The organism is Microbispora sp. CSR-4 (assembly GCF_008033685.1).
GTDB lineage: Bacteria > Actinomycetota > Actinomycetes > Streptosporangiales > Streptosporangiaceae > Microbispora.
The window spans coordinates 190,004-213,845 of record NZ_VJVX01000002.1 but is presented as its reverse complement, the minus strand read 5'-3'; the positions used below and the strand labels follow the sequence as shown (position 1 = coordinate 213,845).

Genomic DNA, 23,842 nt, shown 5'->3' with positions numbered 1-23,842 from the left:
TTCGGCGGATGTGACCGACATCACTCGCCTGTTCACCGATCTCGTCCGCGTCGAGACCCGGCTGTACAACACGGTGAGCGACCGGCTGCGCGCCGAGCACGGCATCGGCCTGGGGCAGTTCGAGTTCCTGGACATCATCGAAGGCCGTCCCGGCTGCCGGGTGCTCGACATCGTGCGCGAGGTGGGGATCACGGTCGGAGCCGTGAGCAAGGCCGTCGACCGGCTCGAAAGCGCGGGCCTGTGCGTGCGCACGGCGCATCCGGACGACCGACGGTCATCCGTCCTCAGCCTCACGCCGGAGGGCTCCCGGCTCCTGGCCGCGGCCCGCCCGCCCCTGCGGGACGGGCTGGCCGCCCGCCCCGCCGCCGTCCCGCCCGCCGAGCTCGCCCGGACCGCCGCCACGCTCGCCACGCTGCGCACGGCGCTGGAGGAGCACGGGCGGGACGGGGCCTGAGCCCTGCCCCGCCCGCTCATCATGCTCCGTCCCCCGGCCCGGCGACCGTCACCTGCCCTGCCGCCCCCGTCGTCGCTTCGTCCTGCCGTCCCCTGCCTGCCGTCCCCTGCCTGCCGTCCCTGCCCCGCCGTCACCTGTCCCGCCGGCGCGGCCGGGCGCGCCTCACGGGTGGCCGGGGCGGGACAGGATCCGCCCGGTGCCCGGCGGCGGCAGCCGTGCCACCTCGCGGTCGTGGAAGGCCACCATGTCCTCGGCGCCGGCGTACAGCTCCGCGACGGCTCGCGTGCAGTCCCCGACCACCCGGGTGTCGGTGATCCGCCGCCCGCCCACATGGGCGCCGATCTCGTCGTAGAGGATCTCGTACATCAGGTCCCTGTCGACGATCAGCAGCTCGGGCAGCGGAGCGCGGGTCTCCAGGCGGCGTACGGACCGGGCGTGCAGCGCCCGCGCCCGCTCGCCCGCCCGCGTGCGCGCCGCGAGCAGCACGATCTCCCACTGCAGGTAGGGCGTCGGCGGCATCTCGACGATCCGCAGCCGGCGCAGCTCCGCCCGGGGCGGCAGGTCGTCGGCGAAGCGCATCTCGGCCATCAGCGAGAGCGACCGGTCCCAGTCACCGCTCATCATGGCGACCCAGCTCGGGGTGTCGGGCTCGTGGAAGTGCTGGGCGCGTTCCAGCTTCCATACGACACCCTCCATCCGGCGCAGGTGGTCGTAGAGCTCGGTCCGGTACTCCACCACGGGAAGCACCTCTCCCGCGGCCTGTCTGACGTGCTCGAACGCTTCTCCGGGCATGAAGTCTCCTTCGGCCAGAAGCCGAATCGCTGGTCGGAGCGCGCCAGGCCCCGGCCCGGATCTGGAAACTGGCGCGCTTGGATCTTCCGCGGACGTCTGGTCAGTCAGTTCCCCGTCGAGTTGCTGCACACGGCCGTCTCCGCCGCGTCCAGCAGCCTGATCGTGATCTGCCTCGTCCTCGCCGTTCCTTCGGTCTCCTGCACCACCTCGGGTTCTGGCTCGGCCGGCTTCATCTCACCCTCCCGTTCGTCGGCGTGGCCGCAAACTCTCCCCCGAGGGCGACACGTCGATCGTTGGCCGCTGCCGATTCAGGGTCAAGGCCCAATCTCCGCGGACTTCTCCGACAGATCGAGCGGGGGCGGCAGCGGGGCCACCTCGCGTTCGAAGAACGGCATCAGGTCCTCGCCCTCGCCGTACAGGGAGGCCAGGGCGGACAGGCAGGGGGCGACGACCGCGGTGTCGGTGATCCGGCGGGCCCCGACGGCGGCCCCGATCTCGTCGTAGCGGACCTCGTACAGCAGGCTCGGGCCGAAGACCACCAGCTCGGGCAGCGGCGCCCGGGTCTCCAGGGGGGCGACCGCCGCCGCTCCGATCACTCTGATCTCCTCGCCCGCCGCCACCCGTACGGCGAAGATCTGCGCCTCCCACCGCAGGTAGGGAGTGAGGGGCAGCTCGACGACACGCAGCCGCCGGAACGGGGCCCGCTCGCGGTACATCGCGGTCAGCGGGGCCCGCATCTCCTCGATGAGCTCGACGGCCTTCGCCCAGTCGCCCGCGTCGGCGGCCCGCCAGCTCGGCACGGCCGGCTCGTGGAAGTGCTGGGCGCGCTCCAGCTTCCACACCACCTCCGACGCGTCGCGGTAGACCTCCTCGAACTCCGCCTGGTAGGCCGCCAACCCCAGGAACTCGCCGTCGGCGGCCCTGACGTCATCGAACACCTCGCTCGGGATCACGGTTCCTCCTCAGCAATCCGGCGGCACGGCGCGCCTTCGGGCCGTGCCTGCGCCACCACGTCGTGGCCCAGAGGACGTGGAACCCGGTGACGACCAGCACCGTGACCACGCCGTCCGCCGCGGCCACCCAGCCGGGCGGGTCGAGAAGTGCGCGCACGGCACCGGCGAGCAGGCCCAGGGTCGCCGGGACCGTCACCGCCGCGGCGAGCCAGAGGCACAGCGCGGTCCCGGCGACGAGCAGTGCGGTGTACGCCCGGACCCACCGGCCCTCGGCCCTGGGCAGCCGGGCGAGCGGATCGGCCGACCGGCGCAGCAGGACCCGGCGGCACACGTGCGCGGCGTACGCGACGGAGTCGCCGTACAGGTTCCGGCAGCCCGTCACGTCCTGCAGGACGAAGTAGAGGTCGGTGCGCATGAACACCAGGAACTGCGCCGACAGCATGACCAGCGCCGTCAGGGCGACGACCGACAGGGCCGGGTGCGGCCCCGTCGTCGCGGTCAGCAGGAGACAGACCGCGCACAGGGCGGCGTCCAGCGCCATGCCCGAGAGGTAGACCGTCAGCCGGACCCGGCGCTCCGCCAGCCAGATGCCCGACACCTCGGTCTGCGCCGTGAGGAACTGCAGACGGGTGCCGAACCTGATGCGCCCCGGCACGCCGGCGGCGCGAGCCGTGCACAGATGGGCCAGCTCGTGCAGGAGGATCAGCAGCCAGCCGGCCGCCGTTTGCCCCAGCAGGACCAGCGTCCCGTGGTCGCTCCAGAGCAGGTCCCGCCAGCCGGGCATCACGCCCGGCCGCAGCAGCGCCACCACCACACCGGCCAGGATCACGGCCGCCAGGGCGGCGTGCAGCACCGGATCGAGCGTCCACCGCACGTGGCGGGGCAGCAGCCGCGGAAAGGTGGGCGGCGGGGGAGCGGGCGCGGGAACGGGGTGGCCGTCCACCGCCGCCACCAGGCCCGCTCGCACCAGGCCGTCGACGAAGCCGCCCACGTTGATCCGGGTCCCGGTCTCCGCGCCGAGCCGGCGCTCCACCTCGGGGACCGTGGCCCCCTCCTGGAACAGGCGGATGACCCGCATGCCCTGCTCGGGCACGGCGATGACGTCCCCGGTCTCCACCCGTCCGACGATCCACTCCGCGCGATCCCGGCGTACGCCGAGGTCGTGCAGGATGACCCGGGTCGCCGTCATGACGAGTGACCTGCGGGGGGCACCGGGGCGGGCGCACGGCCCGCCCCGGTCCTGCCTGACGAATCACATCCCACTGCGTACGGCGCCTCGCCGCGGGTCACCCTTGGTGAACTCCTCGCGGAAACGGATTTTCCGGAGGGACCGAAATCGGTGTCCTTCCCGTGGCGATTCCGTACGCGCTTCCCGTGGTGATTCCGTACGCGCCCGGAATCGCCACAGATCCCGGAACCGCGGCGCAGCCCGGAAGTGCGGCGGATCCCGGGCGTGCAGCCGAGCCCGGAAGTGCGGCGGATCCCGGAAGTGCTGCGGGTCTCGAAACCATCACGGAGACCGGAACCACTGCAGGGCCCGGGGAACCGCTCGCGGAAATCCCGCGCCGGCACGGGCTTTCCGCGGGGCCCGGGAAAGGCGCCCATGGCTCCGTCGCGGCCTCCTCCGCCTCGCGATGCGTCCACCGGGAAACCCGCTCGTGGCGGGCGGCATGCGTCAGGCACCGCCGGACGGCCTCAGGTCGAGTTCCCCTGGCTGAAGGCCGTCGTCTCGATCTTGTCGAGCCTGCGGATCGCGATATCGGCCGCGATCGGCTCGACCTCTTCCTCCGGCTGGGTCTGGTTTTGCTCTTGAGGGGTCATCGGGCACCTTCTGTTGTGGATTTGTGTGGTGCGGACCTCGCGCGAGAAAACACCTAAATGTTCGGATGTTGCACATGATCGGTCAAGTCCTGTTTTGCGACTCGGCCGATGTCCGCTGAATTCCACAGACCGGGCAGCCGGGGCGAGGCGGATGCCGGACCCACACATGCTGGTCGGGTGCGATGAGGTTCAGCCCGACGACCGTTCCGATTGCGGGCTCGGGCACTCCGGTGATCAGCGAGATCACCGAATGGGCGACCAGGTGCCCCGACAGGCCGGCCGAGGCGGCGACCACGCCCGGTCCTCCGAGGTCCACCGGAAGGCCCGGCCTGCGGCGGCGCGCCTCGCCCGCAGCCAGGCACTCGTAGCAGGCGCCGCGCCCGGGTGCGAAGGTGCCCACGGTGACGAGCGGGCCGTTGTAGCCTCCGCCGACCCAGGGCACGCCGGCCCGCGCGCAGATCCGGTTGGCCCAGATCCGGATGCCCGGCTCCCTCGGCTCGTCGGCGCACAGCGCGAGGACGTCGGCGCCCGCCAGGATCGACAGCAGGTCGGCCTCGCTGCCGATCACCCGCCGCTCGCCCGTGACCTCGATGTCGGAGTTCAGCCGGCGCAACCTGCCGACGGCCACGTCCGCCTTGGCCCGGCCGAGGTCGTCCTCGGTGTAGAGGACCTGACGGTTCAGGTTCGACAGCTCCACCACGTCGGCGTCGACGCAGTGCAGGCGGCCGACGCCGGAGGCGGCGAGGGCCCACGCGGCATGGCTCCCCGTGCCGCCGAGGCCCAGCACCACGACCCGGGCGGCGCGCAGCCGCACCTGCGCGTCCCACCCCTGCCGTCCAGGCACCAGGTCGACCTGCTGGAAGAACGCCCGGCTCCGGTCGTACCGGGTGCGCTCCCGTTCGGTGAGCTCGCCCGGCGCCGGAGCCGCGGCGTCCTCCACGTGCCCCGACGCGATGAGGGCGGCGACGATCCGCGCCGCCTGGGACGCGGAGACGCCGGGCAGGCGACGGCACACGGCCTCCGCGACGTCGTCGGGAGACCGGGTGCCGTCCATCAGGCTGAGCGCGGCCCACGCGCCCCCCGTCGGATCCCTGATCTCGGCGGCCAGCCCGTAGATCTCGCCGCCGATGCGTACCGTTCCGTCCTCGAAGCGGTGTGGCTCGTGCCTCCGCTTGACCCGTGGCAGCAGCACGGCTCCCGGTTCCTCCTCGGCAGGGGGTTGCGGGCGGTCCTACCGAGAAGTCATCACCTGGAGCTCCGATTCGCAATACCCGGAGTCAGTGTCGTGAGTAGGGCCCGTGACGGCGCCGGTGGGTCATGCCCAGCACCGCCCTCACCACCAGGGCGACGAACACGAGCTTGAGCACCAGGAACGGCGGCCACATCGGGCCTGCCATCAGGAGGACGATCGCGGCAACCGGGATGAGGAACATGGCCGGATGCGGACGGCGGCCGTGCCACCGCGGGGCCATGCCCCGTCCCCAGCCGCCCTGTCCCCAGTTGCCCTGGGCCGCGGCCCACTGCGGTCCGCCGGGCCGGAGGGGGCCGTACGGACCGGGGCGGGCGCCCATGGGGGAGCCGGGAAAACCGGGCAGGCCGGCGGACGGGAAGCCCGCGTGCCACGGGCTCCCGGTCCGCGGGCCGCCGCCCGGCGCGCCCCCGGTCCGGGCGTCGCCCGGCCATGCGCCGGGCAGGTCGGCGGTCACCCGCCGGAGGTCCTCGGCCGTACGCGCCGAGAGCGTCGCGTCGAGGCGCTCGTCGAGCTCCTCGCGGGTGATGCGGCCCTGCGCGAACGCGTCGTGCAGCAGCCGCGTCACCTCGTCGCGCTCCCGGTCGCCGATCCGCAGCCCGCCGTGCGCGGGACCGCTCGGCGGGGTGCGGCCCGCCGACCCTGCCCTCGGCGTGCCGCCGTCGTGGCCGGCGTGTGCGCCGCCTGCGGCGGCGGGCTCGTCGGGGGAGACCATCGTCACTCCTCCACAGGGTCGCCGTCGGCGAGGATCTGGTAGAGCCGCCGCCTGGTCTCGGTCAGGACCTGCCGCGCCTGCCTGACCTGCCCCTCGGTGCCCGAGTGGGCGATCTGCACCAGCGCCGACGCCGCCTGCCTGGACAGGTCGAACAGCTCGTGGACGTTGTCGCCGATGTCCGGTGTCATCTCCTCCCAGGGCGCCCGGACCTCGTCACCGTGCTCCTCGACGTAGGCGCGGCCGGCCTCGGTGAGCTGGAACGTCTTGCGCCCGTCGGTCTCCTCGGCGCGCACCAGGCCCTCGTCGGTGAGCTGCTGCAGCGCCGGGTAGACCGCGCCCGGGCTGGGCTTCCATCCGCCCTGGCTGCGCTCGGCGATCTCCTGGATGATCTGGTAGCCGTTGCGCGGCTCCTCGGCGAGCAGGGCGAGGATCGCCGCCCGCACGTCACCGCGCTTGGCCTTCCTGCCCCGTCCGAAGCCCCGCGGGCCGAACGGGAAGTTGCCGCCCGCCCACGGCGGCCCGAACGGGCCCGGTCCGAAACCGCCCCACGGGCCGCGCCCCCGCATGCCGCCCCTGTGCCGGTGCTCGTGAGGGCCCCCGCCCTCGTGGTGTTCCTGCTGCCACATGGCCGCCCCCTTCGTGAACGCCTCGCGCATCGCGCGGCGCATCTCGTGTCTCAACCGGTGCTCGAACCCCGTGTGGGTCCCGGGCCCCCCGACCGCGTGTGCCCAACTCATCGCAGTGCCCCCTTCTGGCCGATTCGACTGGCTCACGATCTGTTCTCGATGGCTCAACGATATATCGCGATGCATCTTCCGACAATGCCCGGGTAAGAGTGACATAGCTCACGAGGAAGTTTTTCGAGTACAGGGAACAGGCCCCGAGACCGTAGCGTTATCTCTCACGAAGACGGGATCGTTCTGCTCTGAGAGGGCTGGGGGGTGCTCTTGGAGCGGGACGATCCCGTCTTTGTCATTTCCCGGCCGGCGCCTCGCCGACCGGCCCTGGTGGTGCTTCGGAAGCGGCGGCGCTCGGGAGGCCGGGTCACTCCGGCTCGACGGCGGCACCATGGCCTCGGTCGCGGTGTATGGGGGAGCGGTGTGCGGGGGAGCGGTGCACGGGGGAGCGGTGCACGGGGGAGACGGAAGCCCCGACGGGTTCTTCGTGAAGCTCGCGGGCTCCGTGGGCACGCTGACCATCACGCCGCCCAGACCGGGCGTCCACATGCACTGGACCGATTGGGACATCCGGTCCGGCGACGACCGGGTGGCCGTTCCCGACGCGTATCGGACCGTCCCCTTCGACCCGGCGGCCGGACCGGCGGCCAGCGTGGCGGCGTTCTACCAGGAGATCGCCCGGGCGATCGCCGAGGGGCGCCCCGCTCACCCTGACTTCCATGCCGCCGCCCGCCACCACCGGCTGCTCGCGGCGATCGAACGCGCGGCCGAGAGCGGTGGCATCGAGCGCGTCCCGTGACATGACCACGCGCGGCGGCTGCTCGCCGTGGCGGCGATCGGGGCGACACGCATCCGGAGGGGTGGGTGCTTCGCGGAATTTGCCGGTGCTTTGCCGTAGAGTCTCAAGGCGTGATCTTGTCATGATGGGGCACTCGCACGCCCTGAGCGGGGCGGCGGTGTGGCTGGCGGTCGCGCCGGGCCTGGTGGCACTGCCGGACGTGCTCGGGCATCCCGAGCTGGCGACGCTGACGGGGCCGATCCTGAGCCCGCCCGAGCTCGTCGCGGGCGCCGTGGTGTGCGCGGGCGCGGCCATGCTGCCCGATCTCGACCACCCCAGTGCCACGATCGCCCAGACGTTCGGACCGGCGACCTGGCTGATCAGCAAGGGCGTTAACTTCGTGAGCGGCGGGCACCGGCACGCCACCCACTCCCTGCTGTTCAGCGTGCTGGCCGGAGTGGGGGCACACCTGCTCGGCGCCCGCTACGCCATCGGCCGCGACATCCTGGTCGTGCTGATGATCGGCCTGGCCATCCGCGCGGTGGGCATCGGCGTGCCCGGCAAGACGCTCACCTCCGCGATCGTGAACATCGGCCTCACCGCGGCGCTGTTCGTCACCTTCCTGTCGCTCGGGGTCACCTACTCCTGGCTGGGCTTAGCCATCGGGGGCGGCTGCCTGGTGCACGTGATCGGCGACTGCCTGACCGAGCGCGGCTGTCCCGTCTTGTGGCCGATCAAGGGCCGCTGGCTCCTGCCGTGGGACATCGGGATCAAGACCGGCAAGGCGTTCGAGAAACAGTTCCTCGGCCCGGCCCTGTCGATCGTGGTGATCGCGCTGTTCTGCCTGCGTTTGATGCCCGCCTGAGCGGGGACGCCGGACCGCCGGCGTCTATGCCCGGACGCTCCACGGCCGGCGCGGACGCGGGAACTTCCCGAAACCGAAAAATCCACATGATTGCCGACGTCAACAACGATGGCCGTCGGCCTACCCATTAGTAACTTGATGTCGAGATATCTTGAGGGATATCTTGATGTCGAGACATCCGCCGAGCCGCACAGGTTAGGGCAACCTAATTGTCAGGAGTGTCCCGTGCGTGCGGGAGGATGCACACGAAACCTGTGACTATCCCGGAACCCTGGGGAGGCGAACTTCGTGTCCGCGAACAGCTTCGGCAGCCGTGACACGCTGCGCGTCGGTGACGCGTCATACGAGATCTACCGGCTGGACGCCGTCGAGGGGTCGGCGCGCCTCCCGTACAGCCTCAAGATCCTGCTGGAGAACCTGCTCCGCACCGAGGACGGCGCGAACATCACCGCCGACCATATCCGCGCCATCGCGGGCTGGGACCCGAACGCCCAGCCGAGCGTCGAGATCCAGTTCACCCCCGCGCGCGTGATCATGCAGGACTTCACCGGTGTGCCCTGTGTCGTCGACCTCGCCACGATGCGCGAGGCCGTACGCGACCTGGGCGGCGACCCGGCGAAGATCAACCCGCTCGCTCCGGCCGAGATGGTCATCGACCACTCGGTCATCGTGGACTTCTTCGGCCACCCCGACTCCTTCCAGCGCAACGTCGAGCGGGAGTACGAGCGCAACCGCGAGCGCTACCAGTTCCTGCGCTGGGGCCAGACGGCGTTCGACGAGTTCAAGGTCGTCCCGCCGGGCACCGGCATCGTCCACCAGGTCAACATCGAGCACCTGGCCCGCGTCGTCATGACCCGCGACGGCAAGGCGTACCCGGACACCTGCGTGGGCACCGACTCCCACACCACGATGGAGAACGGCATCGGCGTCCTCGGCTGGGGCGTCGGCGGCATCGAGGCCGAGGCCGCGATGCTCGGCCAGCCGATCTCGATGCTGATCCCGCGGGTGGTCGGCTTCAAGCTGACCGGCAAGCTGCCGGCCGGCGCCACCGCGACCGACCTCGTGCTCACGATCACCGAGATGCTGCGCAAGCACGGCGTGGTCGGCAAGTTCGTGGAGTTCTACGGCGAGGGCGTCTCCAGCGTGCCGCTGGCCAACCGCGCCACGATCGGCAACATGAGCCCCGAGTTCGGCTCCACCTGCGCCATCTTCCCGATCGACGGCCAGACCATCGACTACCTCAAGCTCACCGGCCGCTCGCCGGAGCAGGTCGCGCTGGTCGAGGCGTACGCCAAGGAGCAGGGCCTGTGGCTCGACCCCTCGGCGCCCGAGCCCGTCTTCAGCGAGTACATCGAGCTCGACCTGTCGACCGTCGTCCCGTCGATCGCCGGGCCGAAGCGCCCGCAGGACCGCATCCCGCTGGCCGATGCCAAGTCGGCCTGGCGCGCGGCGGTCCGCACGTACGTCCCGGACGACTGCATCGAGGGCCCGGCCGACGAGGCGTCCGCCGAGTCGTTCCCGGCCTCGGACCCTCCGGCTATCGACCACGGCGGGGCGGGCGACGCGCCGCACCCCGTCAAGCGCAACGGCGAGCGGCCGCACCGGCCGACCCCGGTCACGCTGTCGGACGGCACGTCCTTCGAGATCGACCACGGCGTCGTCACGATCGCCGCGATCACGTCCTGCACGAACACCTCCAACCCGTACGTCATGCTCGGCGCGGCCCTGCTGGCGAAGAACGCGGTGGACAAGGGCCTGTCGCGCAAGCCGTGGGTGAAGACCTCGCTCGCCCCGGGCAGCCAGGTCGTCACCGGCTACTTCGAGCGGTCGGGCCTCCAGCCCTACCTCGACAAGCTGGGCTTCAACCTCGTCGGCTACGGCTGCACCACCTGCATCGGCAACTCCGGCCCGCTGGAGCCGGAGATCTCCGCCGCGATCCAGGAGAACGACCTCGCGGTCACCGCCGTGCTGTCGGGCAACCGCAACTTCGAGGGCCGGATCAACCCCGACGTCAAGATGAACTACCTGGCCTCGCCGCCGCTCGTCGTGGCGTACGCGCTGGCCGGGACCATGGACATCGACCTGAACAACGAGCCGCTCGGCGTCGGCGTCGACGGGCAGCCGGTCTTCCTCAAGGACATCTGGCCCGCGCCCGAGGAGGTCGCGGCGGTGGTGTCGGAGTCGATCAGCCAGGACATGTTCAAGCGTGACTACGCCGACGTGTTCAAGGGCGACGAGCACTGGCGGTCGCTGCCGATCCCGACCGGCGACACCTTCCAGTGGGACCCGGAGTCGACGTACGTCCGCAAGGCGCCGTACTTCGACGGCATGCCGGCCAAGCCCGAGCCCGTCACCGACATCCGGGGCGCCCGGGTGCTGGCCAAGCTGGGCGACTCGGTCACCACCGACCACATCTCGCCCGCGGGCTCGATCAAGGCCGACACCCCGGCGGGCCGCTACCTGCGCGAGCACGGCGTCGAGGTCAGGGACTTCAACTCGTACGGCTCCCGCCGCGGCAACCACGAGGTGATGATCCGCGGCACCTTCGCCAACATCCGGCTGCGCAACCTGCTGCTGGACGGCGTGGAGGGCGGCTACACCCGCGACTTCACCAAGGGCGGGGAGCAGGCGTTCATCTACGACGCCTCGCAGAACTACCAGGCCGCCGGCATCCCGCTGGTCGTCCTGGCCGGCAAGGAGTACGGCTCGGGGTCGTCGCGTGACTGGGCGGCCAAGGGCACCGCGCTGCTCGGCGTGCGCGCCGTCATCGCCGAGTCGTACGAGCGCATCCACCGGTCGAACCTGATCGGCATGGGCGTGCTGCCGCTGCAGTTCCCCGAGGGCGCGAGCGCCGAGTCGCTGGGTCTGACCGGCGAGGAGACCTTCGACATCGTAGGTGTCGAGGAGCTCAACGCCGGCTCGACCCCCGCCACCGTCACCGTGCGGGCCGGGGACGTCGAGTTCCAGGCCGTGGTGCGTATCGACACCCCCGGCGAGGCGGACTACTACCGCCACGGCGGCATCATGCAGTACGTCCTGCGCTCCCTGCTCGCCAAGAGCTGAGGGCTCGTCAAGAGCTGACATCTCGGGAGGTCCGGGCCGGCAGTGAGGCTGCCGGCCCGGCACCGCGCCTTGGAACGTGGCCCCGTGCAAGGCGGAAGTCCCCGCCAGGCAGGCGCGCGCTGCCGGCCTCTCGGGGCGCAGAGGGGTACGGAGGCCGCTCCGGGCGGCTCGCCTACGCCCGGATGAGGTGAGTCAGGACGACACGCATCTTCTCGAGTGCCGGCTCCTCCACCCAGCCGATCCTCCTGGTCAGGCGCTGCACGGACATGGCGCGGAACTGCTCCACCATCGCCCAGCACCGCTTGTCCAGGCCCGTGCCGCGGGCGATCTCGATGTGGCTGGGCCAGCCGCGCTCAGTGGTGGTCAGCGGCACGGTGAACACCAGGCCCATCCGCACGTCGTTCATGGCGCGGCCGCTCATGACCACCACCGGCCTCGGCCCGCCCTGTTCCCGGCCCGTGGGCTGACCGTAGTCGGCCAGCCAGAGGTCACCGCGCGTTATCCGCATCGTGCTCCTTCGGTGGCAGGTGGGAGGACCAGTCCTCCGGCTCGAGACCGTCTTGAGCGGCCCGGTCGAAGACGGCTGTCTCCGCCAGGTGGTCGGCCCAGCCCGCGGGGTCCTCTCGCCGGGTCCGCTCGACCGCTGCTCGCAACTCCTCCCAGAATTTCCTGTGTTCATATTCGGCGACGGCGTCGTCGATCACTGCTGTCATGGGTCTGCCTTCCTGCTTTGCGATCGCCGCGAGCTTGTCGCGAGTAAGAGTGCTGACCCGGATCGTCGTGTGGCGTTGCTCGCTCCCCATACGGCGAGGCTACGATCCTGTCTACAAAAAGCGCTATGGCGATGTCGCCACGTAGGAGACTACGAGGGCGTTGATTACTCTCGCAACAACTTTCGATTACTGACGGTGATTGTCTGAGTTATCGGGTCCGGATAACTGGTTGCCGGGCGGCAGCGGGGCGTCGCTAGGGTCCCTGCCCATGGATCACGACGTGGTGTTGCTGCTCATCGGGGGAGTGGCCGTCTTCATCGGGGCGGTCGTACAGGGCGGGGTGGGGTTCGGGCTGGGCCTGGTGGCCGCGCCCCTGATCACGTTGCTCGATCCGTCGGTCATGCCGGGGGCGGTCCAGGTCGTCAACCTGACGATGCCGCTGTTCACGCTGGCCAGGGAGTGGCGCAGGGCCGAGTGGCGGGGAGCGGGGTGGGCCCTGCTGGGCCGGCTGCCGGGCAGCGCGATCGGTGCTCTCGTGGTCGTCTACGTGAGCACGACGACGCTCGGCGTGCTGGTCGGCGTGATGGTGCTGGTCGCGGTCGTGCTGACGGCCCGCGCGGTGTCCGTGCCGCGCAACGGCGCGACGCTGACGGCCGCCGGGTTCCTCTCGGGGATCACCGGCACGGCCACCGGGATCGGCGGGCCGCCGATCGCGCTGGTCTACCAGAGCGCCCGGGGTCCGCAGATCAGGGCCACGCTGGCGCTGTTCTTCTGTGTGAGCGCCGCGCAGTCGCTCGTCATCCTCGCGCTCCTCGGCAGGCTCCCGGGACGCGCCCTGGCCGGTGGGGCGGCGCTGGTGCCGTTCGTCCTGCTCGGTTTCGCGGCCTCCGGGCCGCTGCGGCGTTATCTGGACGGCGGGCGGGTCCGCACGGCCGTCCTGGCCGTGGCCGCCGTCTCCGCCTGCGCGCTGCTCGGGCAGAGCCTCGCCCACTGAACCCACAACACGGCCCACAACCGGGCCCACAACCGGGCCCACAAGAGGGCCCACAACAGGGCCCACGACCGGGCCGTACGGCAGGCAGGCCCGCGGAGACCACCCGCGGGTCGGTGTGGACGATCGCGTACTCGGTCCAGGCGTTCCCCGCGGCATCGGCGGGGCCCGCGTCCCGCGGCGCCATCGACAGCGCCTGCGTCGCGGGAACCGTGAGGAGCGTCGCCGTTCCCCGCGCTCGCCCCTGCCGTCTCGGGGAACAGGTTTCGGCCGAACCGGAAAGGGTCACGGGGTGTCCCTGCCGACGGTAGGAGTCCCAGGGTCACGAACGTCACGATCACCTGTGGAACCGGGCGGACCGAAACGTCGCCGGGTGTTGATCCTACGTTTCTTCATTGTTACCGCGAACAACAAACGTTACCGTCCTGTGTCTTTCACCACCTGGGCTTTGGGCTTACGTTGTCTCAAACAACATTCCCTGGAGCGGTGAACGCCGTGACCCGGCCCTGCCGTACCGGGTGGCCAAGGTGCCTGCAACCCACAAGATCTGCCCAGACGGCGGGAAGGGGCACCGGCTCGGCCGCACCCCCTCATAGACCCCCAGTCATAGAAAGGACCCACGCATCATGCGCAAGGGGATCCTCAGCATCGGCGCCGCCGCCGCGGCGCTCACCCTCGGTCTCACCGCCTGCGGGGGCGAGAGCGGTGACACCTCCGCGGACGCCAGCGGCGCCCCCTCGGCCGCCGCCGGCGACGCCAAGCCCGGCAAGATCGGCGTCATCCTGCCGGACAGCAAGTCCTCCGCCCGGTGGGAGACCGCCGACCGCAAGTACCTCCAGGAGGCCTTCGACGCCGCGGGCGTGCAGTCGGACATCCAGAACGCCCAGGGCGACAAGACCGCGTTCCAGACGATCGCGGACCAGATGATCACCAACGGCGCGACCGTCCTGATGATCGTCAACCTCGACAGCGGCACCGGCAAGGCCGTGCTGGACAAGGCCAAGTCGCAGGGTGTCGCGACGATCGACTACGACCGCCTCACGCTCGGCGGCAGCGCCTCCTACTACGTGTCGTTCGACAACACGGCGGTCGGCAAGCTGCAGGGCGAGGGCCTGGTCAAGTGCCTGACCGACAAGAAGGCCGACAAGCCGATCGTCGCCGAGCTGAACGGCTCGCCGACCGACAACAACGCGACGCTGTTCAAGCAGGGCTACGACAGCGTGCTGCAGCCGAAGTACGACTCCGGCGAGTACAAGAAGGGCCCGGACCAGTCGGTTCCCGACTGGGACAACACCCAGGCCGGCACGATCTTCGAGCAGATGCTCACCCAGGAGCCGAAGATCGCCGGTGTCCTCGCCGCCAACGACGGTCTCGGCAACGCCGCGATCTCGGTGCTGAAGAAGCAGAAGCTGAACGGCAAGGTCCCGGTCACCGGCCAGGACGCCACCGTGCAGGGCCTGCAGAACATCCTCGCCGGCGACCAGTGCATGACGGTCTACAAGGCCATCAAGAAGGAGGCCGACGCGGCCGCCCAGCTCGCGGTCTCGCTGGCCAAGGGTGAGCAGCCGCAGGTGAGCGGCTCGGTCAAGGACACCGAGGGCAACCGCGACGTCCCGTCCGTGCTGCTGGAGCCCCAGGCCATCTTCTTCGACAACGTCAAGGACGTCGTGGCCGACGGCTTCGTGAGCAAGGACGAGCTGTGCACCGGCGAGTTCGCCGACAAGTGCACCGAGGCCGGCATCAGCTAAGCACCATCCATCCACCGGGTGCGTACGGCGACGCGGACCCCCCTTAGCGGGTGACGTGCTGAGCCGCGACGAGCACCGTGCGGGGCGCCCTGTCCGGACAGGGCACCGTTCCGACCAGGCACAGGGCGCCCCGCACCGCCCGGAGCGACGAGAGGCGGCCCGGACAACGGCGCCGTACCGGCCCCATCGATCTACGGAGTAGCCCATCGTGTCCCAGGGACCGATCCTGGAACTGCGCGGCATCAACAAGAGCTTCGGCCCCGTGCAGGTCCTTCACGACGTCGCCTTCTCGGCCTACCCGGGTGAGGTGACAGCACTCGTCGGCGACAACGGCGCCGGCAAGTCGACGCTGGTCAAGTGCATCGGCGGCATCCACCCGATCGACTCGGGCGAATACTTCTTCGACGGCGAGCGGGTCCACGTGAGCGGGCCCAGGGACGCGGCGGCGCTGGGCGTCGAGATCGTCTACCAGGACCTCGCCCTCTGCGACAACCTCGACATCGTGCAGAACATGTTCCTGGGCCGTGAGCGCCGCAGCGGTCTGGTCCTGGACGAGGACACGATGGAGGAGATGGCGGCCAAGACGCTGGCCGGCCTGTCCGTCCGCACCGTCAAGTCGCTGCGCCAGCACGTCTCCAGCCTGTCCGGCGGTCAGCGGCAGACCGTGGCGATCGCCAAGGCCGTGCTCTGGAACAGCAAGGTCGTCATCCTCGACGAGCCGACCGCCGCCCTCGGCGTCGCGCAGACCGCCCAGGTGCTCGAACTGGTCCGCCGCCTGGCCGACAAGGGTCTCGCGGTGGTGCTCATCTCCCACAACATGAACGACGTCTTCGCCGTGTCCGACCGGATCGCGGCGCTGTACCTGGGACGGATGGCCGCCCAGGTCAAGGCGTCCGAAGTGACCCACGCGCAGATCGTGGAACTGATCACCTCCGGGCGCAGCGGGGAGCTCGGGCTCAAGAACGGCAACGGAGCGGCATCATGACAACCGAAACGCTCCCCAAGCAGGAGAACGCCGAGTCGTCGCTCGGCGTGCACGTCAAGGGCTATCTCGAGCGGATCAAGGGGGGTGAGCTGGGGGCCCTTCCCGCGGTCTTCGGCCTCATCATCCTCTGCGTGGTCTTCTCGGTCCTGCGCCCGGCCTTCCTCTCGGCGGTCAACTTCGCCAACCTCTTCACCCAGGGCGCGGCGGTCGCCGTCATCGCCATGGGCCTGATCTTCGTGCTCCTCCTCGGAGAGATCGACCTGTCCGCCGGTTTCGCGAGCGGCGTCTGCGCGGCGGTGCTCGCCGTGCTGCTCACCCTGCAGGGCTGGCCCTGGTATCTCGCGGTCCTGGCCGCGATGGTCACCGGCGCGGTCATCGGCCTGGTGCTCGGGTCGCTGGTGGCCAAGCTCGGCATCCCGTCCTTCGTGGTCACGCTGGCGGCGTTCCTGGCCTTCCAGGGCGTCGTCCTGCTGCTGGTGAAGGACGGCACCAACATCTCGATCCGCGACGAGACGATCCTCGCGATCGCCAACAAGAACGTCCCGCCGGTCGCCGGATGGGCGGCCCTGATCGTGGGCGTCGTCGCGTACGCCGCGATCCAGCTCCTGCAGGCGCGCCGCCGCGCGGCGCGCGGCCTGGTCGCCACCCCGATCGCGGTCATCGCCGCCCGGGTCGTGACGCTCGCGGTGGTCTCCGGGATCGCGGTGTACGTCCTCAACCTGGAGCGCAGCCGCAACGCGGCGCTCGTGTCGCTCAAGGGCGTGCCGATCGTCGTCCCGCTGATCGTGATCCTGCTGATCGTCTGGACCTTCGTGCTGCGGCGCACGGCGTACGGCCGGCACATCTACGCGGTCGGCGGCAACGCCGAGGCCGCCCGCCGGGCCGGCATCAACGTGGACCGCATCCGCATCTCCGCCTTCGTCATCTGCTCCTTCATGGCCTCGCTCGGCGGCATCATCGCGGCGTCGCGGGCCAACTCGGTCGACCCCAACACCGGCGGCAGCAACGTGCTGCTGTTCGCGGTGGGCGCGGCCGTCATCGGCGGCACCAGCCTCTTCGGCGGCAAGGGCCGGGCGCTCGACGCGCTGCTCGGCGGCGCGGTGGTCGCGGTCATCGAGAACGGCATGGGCCTCATGGGCTACAGCGCCGGCGTCAAGTTCGTCGTGACCGGTTCGGTGCTCCTGCTCGCCGCGGGCGTGGACGCCCTGTCGAGGAAGCGTGCGGCGGCGACCGGCAGAAGATGACGTGATCGGGCCCCGATAAGGTGATCTGCGACCCCTGACCTGGTCAGGTTCCCCCCGACCCCACGGAATCCGAGGCTCCCCCGATGATGCGCGCCGGTCCCTCACAGGAGGAGATCCGCAAGCACAACCTCGGGACGCTGCTGCGGCACGTCCATCTCGGAGGGCCGACGTCGCGGGCCGAGCTGACCTCGCTGATGGGGCTGAACCGGAGCACCATCATGGCGCTCACGGCGGACCTCACGGCGGCGGGCCTCGTCAGGGAGGAACTGCCCAAGGACACCGGCCGGGCCGGACGGCCGTCGCTGGTCGTCCGCCCGGAGACGGCCCGCGTCTACGTCCTGGCCTTCGAGGTGGGCGTCGACCGGCTGGCCGCCGCGCGCATCGGCCTCGGCGGGGTGATCCTCGACCGCCGTGAGGCCGCGCGGGCGCGCGGGGAGTTCGACATGGCGCAGGTCGTGGGGACGCTGGCGGGCTTCGCCCGGCAGATGCGGCGCAGGACGCGCGAGGACACGATCTGCGTCGGCGCGGCGGCGGCGGTCTCCGGGGTGGTCCGCGCCTCCGATGGCGTCGTCAGGATCGGGCCGAACATCGGCGCGTTCGAGGTGCCGCTGGGGGAGGAGCTGACCAAGCGGCTCGCGCTCGGGCTGCCCGTGGCGGTGGGCAACGAGGCGAACCTCGGCGCGCTCGCCGAGCACACCCGCGGCATCGGCGCGGGCTGCCGCGACCTCATCTACCTGCACGGCGACGTGGGCATCGGTGGCGGCATCATCGTGAACGGCCAGCTCCTCGGCGGGTACGGCGGGTATGGCGGCGAGGTGGGCCACATGGTGGTCAACCCCGACGGCCGCCCGTGCGCCTGCGGCTCGCGCGGCTGCCTGGAGGCCGAGGTGGGGGAGCCGGCGCTGATGGAGCACGCCGGACGGTACGGCGAGATGATCGGCAGGGACGCGGTCCGCGCCGTCGTCGACGCCGCCGACCGGGGCGACGTGATGGCCCAGGAGGCCCTCGCCCACGTGGGCAACTGGCTCGGGCTCGGCGTGGCCAGCCTGGTCAACGTCTTCAACCCCGAGATGGTCGTCTTCGGCGGCATCCTGCGGGAGATCTACCTGGGCTCGGCCGCCCAGGTGCGCAGCCGGATCGCCACCGGCACCCTGCGCGCGACCCGGGAGCAGGTGCGGCTGCGCACCTCGGCCCTGGGCGACGACGCGACGCTGATGGGGGCGGCCGAGCTGGCGTTCGCCCAGGTGCTCGCCGACCCCCTCGAAGCGTTGTCCCGGGTCGCCACCTGAACGTGGTCAGGCGACCTTGGAGACGGGAGCACGGAACGTGTCGCACGCCTGAGGGCCGCCACCCGCCCAGCCGCGCTTGAGCCAGTAGCGGATGTTGCGCGTCGTGCCGTGCCACATGTCGCCTTCGTCCGCCGTGAGCCGCTCGTCCCAGTCGCGCCGGTCACGCCCGAGCGAGGACCAGACGCTGCGGACGAAGGCGGCGGAGAAGCAGTCGGCCTGCAGCTCGATCCTGCGGTTGAGGTCGAGGGCCCGCTTCCCGCTCAGCGTGCGGGACCGCCGCTCGAACTCGGCCAGGATGCCGGCGCGGTCCTGCGCGTGGTGGCCGTACTCGTGGGCGACGACCGTGAAGAGCCCGAACCCCCTGGGGTCCGACAGCTCCTCCTTGGAGAGCATGATCCACAACGTCTTGTTCGCGGGGCAGTACAGGCTCGCCGCGTAGCTCGCCATGAACTGGCCGCAGCCCGTGTAGACGCTCTTCGTGATGTACCTCACCCGGGGCGGGGAGAACCGCAGCCCCGCCTGCCGGAACTTCTCGCTCCAGGCCCGGCGGAGGCAGCCGAGCAGGTCGTCCAGGTAGGCCCGGTAGGAGCCGAGGTCGTCGGCCCGCCGGGCCGGCTCGGTGCACGCGGAGGATCGGAACGCGCCCGTGGCGTAGAGCGGGTTCCTCGTCAGCGTTCCCGGCCCGGTGGGCACGGGCCGCGCCGAGGCGCCGGAGGCGTCCGCCGCACCGGTGAGGGGCAGGGCTCCCACCACCGCCGTGACCGCGACGGCGGCCGTGCGGAGGCTTATGCGAATCATCAGTGGGCATCCCAAGCGGACAGAGAGATAGTCAGGAATGTGGCGAATCGCCCGAAGATCCGGCAGCGCGGATGTTCCTTCTAGGGGATCATGAGGGTAGAGCAGGAGGAGGCGACGGGTAAAGCAGGATCGATGCCGGCGCCGGGAAGGTCTTGTGGAGGTTCGGTGCAACCCCTGATCCCCCCGCACCTTCCTCGAACTAGACTCGATCCGTTCGATGGCGAGCGGGAAGGATGAGCGGTGGGGATTCTGGAGACGATCAAGGACCCGCTCGACGTGAAGCGCCTTGAGGCCGGGGAACTGCCCGTGCTGGCGGCGGAGATCCGCGACCTGCTGGTCTCCTCCGTCGCGAAGACCGGCGGTCACCTCGGGCCCAACCTCGGCGTCGTCGAGCTGACCATCGCCCTCCACAGGGTCTTCGACTCGCCGCGCGACCCGATCCTGTTCGACACCGGCCACCAGGCGTACGTGCACAAGATGCTGACCGGCCGGTCCGGCCAGTTCGACATGCTGCGCCAGGAGGGCGGCCTGTCGGGATATCCCAGCCAGGCCGAGTCGGAGCACGACTTCATCGAGAACTCGCACGCCTCCACCGCCCTGTCGTACGCCGACGGGCTGGCCAAGGCGATCACCCTGCGCGGGGAGACCGGCCGCACGGTGGTGGCCGTGATCGGCGACGGCGCGCTCACCGGCGGCATGGCCTGGGAGGCGCTGAACAACATCGCCGGGCGCAAGGACCTGCCGCTGATCATCGTGGTCAACGACAACGGCCGGTCCTACTCGCCGACCATCGGCGGTCTCGCCTCCCACCTGTCGTCGCTGCGGATGAGCCAGGGCTACGAGCACGTGCTCGAACTGGTGAAGAACAACCTCGGCCGGGTGCCCGTGGTCGGCGCGCCGCTCTACGACACGCTGCACGGCATCAAGAAGGGCCTGAAGGACATCCTGACCCCGCAGGTCATGTTCGAGGACCTCGGGCTGAAGTACGTCGGCCCGATCGACGGCCACGACGAGGGGGCGGTGGAGGCCGCGCTGCGCCGCGCCAGGGGCTTCCGCGGGCCCGTCATCGTCCACGTGCTCACCCGCAAGGGCAACGGCTACAGCCACGCGGAGAACCACGACGAGGACTGCTTCCACGGTCCCGGCCCGTTCGACCCGCTGACGGGCGAGGAGCGGCCCAAGCCGCACAGCTGGACCAACGTGTTCAGCGAGGAGATCGTGAAGATCGGCCGTGAGCGGGACGACGTCGTCGCGATCACCGCGGCGATGCTCCACCCGGTCGGCCTGGCGGCGTTCGCCGAGGCGTACCCGGACCGGATCTACGACGTGGGCATCGCCGAGCAGCACGCCCTGACCAGCGCCGCCGGGCTCGCGCTCGGCGGTCTTCACCCCGTCGTGGCCCTCTACGCGACGTTCCTCAACCGGGCCTTCGACCAGCTCCTTATGGACGTGGCGCTGCACCGCCTGCCGGTCACCGTCGTGCTCGACCGCTCGGGCGTGACGGGAGACGACGGCGCCAGCCACAACGGCATGTGGGACCTGTCGATCCTCCAGGTGATCCCCGGGCTCTCGATCGCCGTCCCGCGCGACGGCGCGCGGCTGCGCGAGCTGCTGGCCGAGGCGGTCCGGATCGAGGACGGCCCGACGGTGGTCCGCTACCCCAAGGGCGGCCTGCCCGCGGACGTCGAGGCGGTCGGCAAGCTCGGCGAGATGGACGTGCTCCGCGCCGGCGACGCCGACGTGCTGCTGGTCGCGGTCGGCCCGATGGCCGAGGTCTGCCTGGAGGCCGCGAACCTCCTCGACGCGCAGGGCATCTCCACCACCGTGGTCGACCCCCGCTGGGTGAAGCCGCTCGACGAGGCGCTGGCGCTGGCCGCCGCCGCGCACAAGCTGGTCGTCGTGGTGGAGGACAACGGCCGGGTCGGCGGCGTGGGCGACGCCGTGGCGCGCCTGCTGCGCGACGCCGACGTGGACGTGCCGGTGCGGACCTACGGCATCCCCCAGCGCTTCCTCGACCACGCCAAGCGGGCCAAGATCCTCTCCGATATCGGCCTGACCGGGCAGGACCTCGCCCGCCAGATCACCGAGGCCGTGGCGCGCCGGTCGCAGGTGATGGAGAGCCATCCCGCGCGGCTCGTGCAGCCCACCGATTGACAACCAGGAGTAATACCGGTGTGACCGGGAAGTCTGCAGGTCATCGACGTGATGAGGAGCCTGCGGATGAGCCTTTTCCGGACGAAGCCGGTCGAACAGTCGATTGAGGATGCCGAAGGCGGCGAGCATCGGCTCAGGCGCAGCCTGAGCGCTCTCGACCTCACCGTCTTCGGCATCGGCGTCATCGTGGGCACCGGCATCTTCGTGCTGACCGGTGTGGCGGCGCGCAACACGGCCGGCCCGGCCGTCGCGATCTCCTTCGTGATCGCCGGGATCGTGTGCGCGCTCGCGGCCCTGTGCTACGCCGAGTTCGCCGCCACCGTCCCGGTCGCGGGCTCGGCCTACACCTACGCGTACGCCACGATCGGCGAGTTCCCGGCCTGGATCATCGGCTGGGACCTGATGCTGGAACTGGCACTGGGCGCGGCGGTGGTCGCCTCGGGCTGGTCGGGCTACTTCGCCTCGCTGCTGAAGAACTTCGGCGTCTATCTGCCGCCGTCCATCGCCGGCGACGAGGCCGTCTTCAACATCCCGGCGGCGGTGATCGTGATCCTGCTGACCGGGGTCCTGGTGGCCGGGATCAAGATGTCGGCCCGCTTCAACGGCGCCATGGTCGCGGTCAAGCTGGCCGTCGTGCTCCTCGTGATCATCGCCGGGCTGTTCTTCATCAAGGGTGCCAACTACCAGCCGTTCGTCCCCCCGCCTCACCACATGGCCGCCGGGGAGGGCATGAAGGCCCCGCTCATCCAGGTGCTGTTCGGCGTGCAGCCGGTCGCGTACGGCGTCTTCGGCGTCTTCACCGCCGCGGCCCTGGTGTTCTTCGCCTACATCGGCTTCGACGTCGTGGCGACCGCGGCCGAGGAGACCCGCCGCCCGCAGCGCGACCTGCCCATCGGGATCATCGCCTCGCTGGTCGTCTGCACGATCCTCTACGTGGCGGTCTCGCTCGTGGTCGTCGGCATGCAGCACTATTCGGAGCTCAGCGCGTCTGCCCCGCTCGCGGACGCGTTCCGGTCGGTGGGCCAGCCCTGGATGGCCACGCTGATCAGCATCGGAGCCATCGCCGGGCTCACCACCGTCGTGATGATCCTCATGCTGGGCCAGAGCCGGGTGCTGTTCGCGATGTGCCGTGACAGCCTGCTGCCCCGGTCCCTCGCCAAGGTCCACCCGACGTTCCGCACGCCGTACCGGATCACGATCGTCATCGGCGCGGCCACCGCGGTGCTCGCGGCGCTGATCCCGCTGAGCGCCATCGCGGAGCTGGTGAACATCGGCACGCTGTTCGCCTTCGTGATCGTCGCGGTGGCCGTGATGATCCTCCGCAGGACCCGTCCCGACCTGCCCCGCTCCTTCCGCACCCCGTTCGTGCCGGTGGTGCCCATCCTGTCGGTGCTGGCCTCGGCCTACCTGATGCTCAACCTGCCCGTGGAGACCTGGATCCGGTTCTTCGCCTGGATGGTCGTCGGCGCCGTCGTCTACTTCCTGTACGGCCGGCGCCGCAGCAGGGTGGCCGCTACAACCCCTGGGGAAGCAGTCCTCGAACGGTGAGCACGGCGCCCACGACGGCCAGCAGCGCGCCGCTCGCGCCCAGCAGCAGGCGGTAGCCGCGGGGGGTCAGCCGGTGCCGCCCGGCCCCCACGGCCCCCGCCAGCGCCACCTTGGAACCCACCAGGACCAGATAGAACCCGCCCACGAAGACCAGCGCGTACGCCGGGGCGTGGTCCCACGCCGAGACGAAGATCGGTGAGCCCACCGCGATCCAGAACAGCCACGGGTGGGGGTTGAGCATGTTCACCACCACCCCGCGCAGGATCTCCCGGGCCGAGGAGGGCGCGTCCTCGCCGGGCCGGGGCGGCAGGGCCGTACGGGCCTCGCGCAGCGTCTCCACGCCGAGGTGGACGACGTAGAGCCCGCCTCCGACCGCCAGCACGCGCAGGAGCACCTGCGGCAGCGCCCCGACCGCCGTCACGGCGAGCAGCACCACGGGCAGGTCGGACAGCAGCGGCACGCAGGCCAGGCGCACCCCCGAGCGGAACCCGCCGCGCAGGCTCGCCGTGATGACGAGCGTCAGCAGCGCGCCGGGCGTGACCCCCGCGCCCAGGCCGAGGCTGAGCCCCATCAGCAGTTCCGTCACGCCGCTTACCTCCCGTTTCGTCCGCACGAGAGGCTATCGCCGGTCGCACACCGGAAGCGCGCGGCGGACGAGGTCAGGCCTTGCCGCCGTTCCCTGGTTCGCATTCGCATGGCGCCTGCCGCGGATGGAAATCATGTCGTTTCCGCCGGCGATTCGGGCAGATTTTCAAGCGCTCTGTCGTGGCGGTGGAATGCCGGGGAGCCGCGAGGTCCGGATCTCCGGCGCCGCGGAAGCGCCTGCCGGGTGGTGTCCGCACGGGAGTGACGGCCGGTGTCTTGAGCGGCGGAAACGGTCTTGTGTTTCCAAAATGTATCAATTACCTTGACTTGGTGGAATCGCGGGCTGAAAAGGCGCGCGTCGAAAAGTTTCACATTCCATCAATTGGGTCGAGTCGATGGGCGGGACCGACCACTGCGGGC

At 70.8% G+C, this 23,842-nt stretch carries 23 protein-coding genes; 11 read left to right on the top strand and 12 right to left on the bottom strand.

What is annotated here, in order from left to right; translation table 11 throughout:
* Positions 1–10: 10 nt before the first annotated feature.
* Entirely contained in the window at positions 11–454 is a 444-nt protein-coding gene (locus tag FLV34_RS04360) for a MarR family winged helix-turn-helix transcriptional regulator (protein WP_147942425.1), read from the top strand.
* Positions 455–616: 162 nt separating this feature from the next.
* Here FLV34_RS04360 and FLV34_RS04355 read toward each other — a convergent pair whose 3' ends face one another.
* From FLV34_RS04355 to FLV34_RS04330, 8 genes are all read right to left on the bottom strand, one after another.
* A complete protein-coding gene (locus tag FLV34_RS04355) occupies positions 617–1,246 on the bottom strand; it encodes a DUF6879 family protein (protein WP_147942424.1) in 630 nt (209 codons plus the stop codon).
* A gap of 104 nt (positions 1,247–1,350) precedes the next feature.
* Positions 1,351–1,479, bottom strand: a complete 129-nt coding sequence (locus FLV34_RS42185; RefSeq protein WP_260617098.1) for a hypothetical protein — start codon at positions 1,477–1,479, stop codon at positions 1,351–1,353.
* Between the two features lie 81 nt (positions 1,480–1,560).
* Positions 1,561–2,199: a DUF6879 family protein gene (locus FLV34_RS04350; RefSeq protein WP_142645491.1), complete on the bottom strand. Its 639-nt coding sequence runs from the start codon at positions 2,197–2,199 to the stop codon at positions 1,561–1,563.
* Positions 2,174–3,388 carry a hypothetical protein gene (locus tag FLV34_RS04345; RefSeq protein WP_142645490.1) on the bottom strand — a complete coding sequence of 405 codons (1,215 nt, stop codon included), beginning with the start codon at positions 3,386–3,388 and terminating at the stop codon, positions 2,174–2,176. The genes FLV34_RS04350 and FLV34_RS04345 overlap by 26 nt, the downstream gene beginning before the upstream one ends.
* 506 nt (positions 3,389–3,894) lie before the next feature.
* Entirely contained in the window at positions 3,895–4,020 is a 126-nt protein-coding gene (locus FLV34_RS42180; RefSeq protein WP_260617097.1) for a hypothetical protein, read from the bottom strand.
* 82 nt (positions 4,021–4,102) lie between these two features.
* Positions 4,103–5,212 carry a ThiF family adenylyltransferase gene (locus FLV34_RS04340; protein WP_185948914.1) on the bottom strand — a complete coding sequence of 370 codons (1,110 nt, stop codon included), beginning with the start codon at positions 5,210–5,212 and terminating at the stop codon, positions 4,103–4,105.
* 85 nt (positions 5,213–5,297) lie between these two features.
* The gene (locus tag FLV34_RS04335; RefSeq protein ID WP_147942423.1) at positions 5,298–5,984 is read right to left on the bottom strand and encodes a DUF1707 domain-containing protein; all 687 of its coding nucleotides are present in this window, start codon (positions 5,982–5,984) and stop codon (positions 5,298–5,300) included.
* Between the two features lie 2 nt (positions 5,985–5,986).
* Complete coding sequence (locus FLV34_RS04330; protein WP_240970910.1) at positions 5,987–6,721, bottom strand: PadR family transcriptional regulator; 735 nt, start codon at positions 6,719–6,721, stop codon at positions 5,987–5,989.
* Positions 6,722–6,953: 232 nt separating this feature from the next.
* On the opposite strand from FLV34_RS04330, the gene FLV34_RS04325 reads away from it, so the two are divergent.
* The 3 genes from FLV34_RS04325 (at position 6,954) to FLV34_RS04315 (ending at position 11,367) form a co-directional block, all read left to right on the top strand.
* The gene (locus tag FLV34_RS04325) at positions 6,954–7,460 is read left to right on the top strand and encodes a hypothetical protein (protein WP_147942422.1); all 507 of its coding nucleotides are present in this window, start codon (positions 6,954–6,956) and stop codon (positions 7,458–7,460) included.
* Between the two features lie 121 nt (positions 7,461–7,581).
* Positions 7,582–8,304 (top strand): metal-dependent hydrolase, encoded by a 723-nt coding sequence (locus tag FLV34_RS04320; RefSeq protein WP_142645487.1) that lies wholly within the window; start codon positions 7,582–7,584, stop codon positions 8,302–8,304.
* A 288-nt stretch (positions 8,305–8,592) separates the two neighbouring features.
* Positions 8,593–11,367: an aconitate hydratase gene (locus FLV34_RS04315; protein WP_147942421.1), complete on the top strand. Its 2,775-nt coding sequence runs from the start codon at positions 8,593–8,595 to the stop codon at positions 11,365–11,367.
* A 172-nt stretch (positions 11,368–11,539) separates the two neighbouring features.
* Here the strand turns inward: FLV34_RS04315 and FLV34_RS04310 are convergent, their stop codons facing one another.
* Together FLV34_RS04310 and FLV34_RS40185 are read right to left on the bottom strand one after the other, a co-directional pair.
* Positions 11,540–11,875, bottom strand: a complete 336-nt coding sequence (locus tag FLV34_RS04310) for a type II toxin-antitoxin system PemK/MazF family toxin (protein WP_187280535.1) — start codon at positions 11,873–11,875, stop codon at positions 11,540–11,542.
* Positions 11,856–12,170 carry a hypothetical protein gene (locus FLV34_RS40185; protein WP_142645485.1) on the bottom strand — a complete coding sequence of 105 codons (315 nt, stop codon included), beginning with the start codon at positions 12,168–12,170 and terminating at the stop codon, positions 11,856–11,858. Before FLV34_RS40185 ends, FLV34_RS04310 begins: the two co-directional genes overlap by 20 nt.
* 178 nt (positions 12,171–12,348) lie before the next feature.
* On the opposite strand from FLV34_RS40185, the gene FLV34_RS04305 reads away from it, so the two are divergent.
* From FLV34_RS04305 to FLV34_RS04285, 5 genes are all read left to right on the top strand, one after another.
* Entirely contained in the window at positions 12,349–13,074 is a 726-nt protein-coding gene (locus FLV34_RS04305; protein ID WP_205829786.1) for a sulfite exporter TauE/SafE family protein, read from the top strand.
* A gap of 623 nt (positions 13,075–13,697) precedes the next feature.
* Positions 13,698–14,819, top strand: a complete 1,122-nt coding sequence (locus FLV34_RS04300) for a sugar ABC transporter substrate-binding protein (RefSeq protein WP_142645484.1) — start codon at positions 13,698–13,700, stop codon at positions 14,817–14,819.
* 208 nt (positions 14,820–15,027) lie between these two features.
* Positions 15,028–15,804 (top strand): ATP-binding cassette domain-containing protein, encoded by a 777-nt coding sequence (locus FLV34_RS04295; protein WP_030505450.1) that lies wholly within the window; start codon positions 15,028–15,030, stop codon positions 15,802–15,804.
* The gene (locus FLV34_RS04290; RefSeq protein ID WP_142645483.1) at positions 15,801–17,048 is read left to right on the top strand and encodes a sugar ABC transporter permease; all 1,248 of its coding nucleotides are present in this window, start codon (positions 15,801–15,803) and stop codon (positions 17,046–17,048) included. The genes FLV34_RS04295 and FLV34_RS04290 overlap by 4 nt, the downstream gene beginning before the upstream one ends.
* 83 nt (positions 17,049–17,131) lie before the next feature.
* A complete protein-coding gene (locus FLV34_RS04285) occupies positions 17,132–18,337 on the top strand; it encodes an ROK family transcriptional regulator (protein ID WP_147942419.1) in 1,206 nt (401 codons plus the stop codon).
* 6 nt (positions 18,338–18,343) lie between these two features.
* Here FLV34_RS04285 and FLV34_RS04280 read toward each other — a convergent pair whose 3' ends face one another.
* Positions 18,344–19,135 (bottom strand): neutral zinc metallopeptidase, encoded by a 792-nt coding sequence (locus FLV34_RS04280; RefSeq protein ID WP_147942418.1) that lies wholly within the window; start codon positions 19,133–19,135, stop codon positions 18,344–18,346.
* Positions 19,136–19,375: 240 nt separating this feature from the next.
* On the opposite strand from FLV34_RS04280, the gene dxs reads away from it, so the two are divergent.
* Together dxs and FLV34_RS04270 are read left to right on the top strand one after the other, a co-directional pair.
* Positions 19,376–21,289, top strand: a complete 1,914-nt coding sequence (dxs, locus tag FLV34_RS04275; RefSeq protein WP_147942417.1) for a 1-deoxy-D-xylulose-5-phosphate synthase — start codon at positions 19,376–19,378, stop codon at positions 21,287–21,289.
* Positions 21,290–21,355: 66 nt separating this feature from the next.
* Positions 21,356–22,837 (top strand): amino acid permease, encoded by a 1,482-nt coding sequence (locus FLV34_RS04270; protein WP_147942416.1) that lies wholly within the window; start codon positions 21,356–21,358, stop codon positions 22,835–22,837.
* Here FLV34_RS04270 and FLV34_RS04265 read toward each other — a convergent pair.
* The gene (locus FLV34_RS04265; protein ID WP_142645478.1) at positions 22,803–23,423 is read right to left on the bottom strand and encodes a LysE family translocator; all 621 of its coding nucleotides are present in this window, start codon (positions 23,421–23,423) and stop codon (positions 22,803–22,805) included. The two genes, FLV34_RS04270 and FLV34_RS04265, sit on opposite strands and share 35 nt — an antisense overlap.
* Positions 23,424–23,842 lie beyond the last annotated feature (419 nt).

What these genes read in the sequence shown, in the direction of transcription:
- FLV34_RS04355 (WP_147942424.1), bottom strand. Translation starts at nt 1,246, where the DNA reads ATGCCCGGAGAAGCGTTCGAGCACGTCAGACAGGCCGCGGGAGAGGTG.
- FLV34_RS42185 (WP_260617098.1), bottom strand. Translation starts at nt 1,479, where the DNA reads ATGAAGCCGGCCGAGCCAGAACCCGAGGTGGTGCAGGAGACCGAAGGA.
- FLV34_RS04345 (WP_142645490.1), bottom strand. Translation starts at nt 3,388, where the DNA reads ATGACGGCGACCCGGGTCATCCTGCACGACCTCGGCGTACGCCGGGAT.
- FLV34_RS42180 (WP_260617097.1), bottom strand. Translation starts at nt 4,020, where the DNA reads ATGACCCCTCAAGAGCAAAACCAGACCCAGCCGGAGGAAGAGGTCGAG.
- FLV34_RS04335 (WP_147942423.1), bottom strand. Translation starts at nt 5,984, where the DNA reads ATGGTCTCCCCCGACGAGCCCGCCGCCGCAGGCGGCGCACACGCCGGC.
- FLV34_RS04330 (WP_240970910.1), bottom strand. Translation starts at nt 6,721, where the DNA reads ATGAGTTGGGCACACGCGGTCGGGGGGCCCGGGACCCACACGGGGTTC.
- FLV34_RS04320 (WP_142645487.1), top strand. Translation starts at nt 7,582, where the DNA reads ATGATGGGGCACTCGCACGCCCTGAGCGGGGCGGCGGTGTGGCTGGCG.
- FLV34_RS04310 (WP_187280535.1), bottom strand. Translation starts at nt 11,875, where the DNA reads ATGCGGATAACGCGCGGTGACCTCTGGCTGGCCGACTACGGTCAGCCC.
- FLV34_RS40185 (WP_142645485.1), bottom strand. Translation starts at nt 12,170, where the DNA reads ATGGGGAGCGAGCAACGCCACACGACGATCCGGGTCAGCACTCTTACT.
- FLV34_RS04305 (WP_205829786.1), top strand. Translation starts at nt 12,349, where the DNA reads ATGGATCACGACGTGGTGTTGCTGCTCATCGGGGGAGTGGCCGTCTTC.
- FLV34_RS04300 (WP_142645484.1), top strand. Translation starts at nt 13,698, where the DNA reads ATGCGCAAGGGGATCCTCAGCATCGGCGCCGCCGCCGCGGCGCTCACC.
- FLV34_RS04290 (WP_142645483.1), top strand. Translation starts at nt 15,801, where the DNA reads ATGACAACCGAAACGCTCCCCAAGCAGGAGAACGCCGAGTCGTCGCTC.
- FLV34_RS04285 (WP_147942419.1), top strand. Translation starts at nt 17,132, where the DNA reads ATGATGCGCGCCGGTCCCTCACAGGAGGAGATCCGCAAGCACAACCTC.
- FLV34_RS04280 (WP_147942418.1), bottom strand. Translation starts at nt 19,135, where the DNA reads ATGATTCGCATAAGCCTCCGCACGGCCGCCGTCGCGGTCACGGCGGTG.
- FLV34_RS04270 (WP_147942416.1), top strand. Translation starts at nt 21,356, where the DNA reads ATGAGCCTTTTCCGGACGAAGCCGGTCGAACAGTCGATTGAGGATGCC.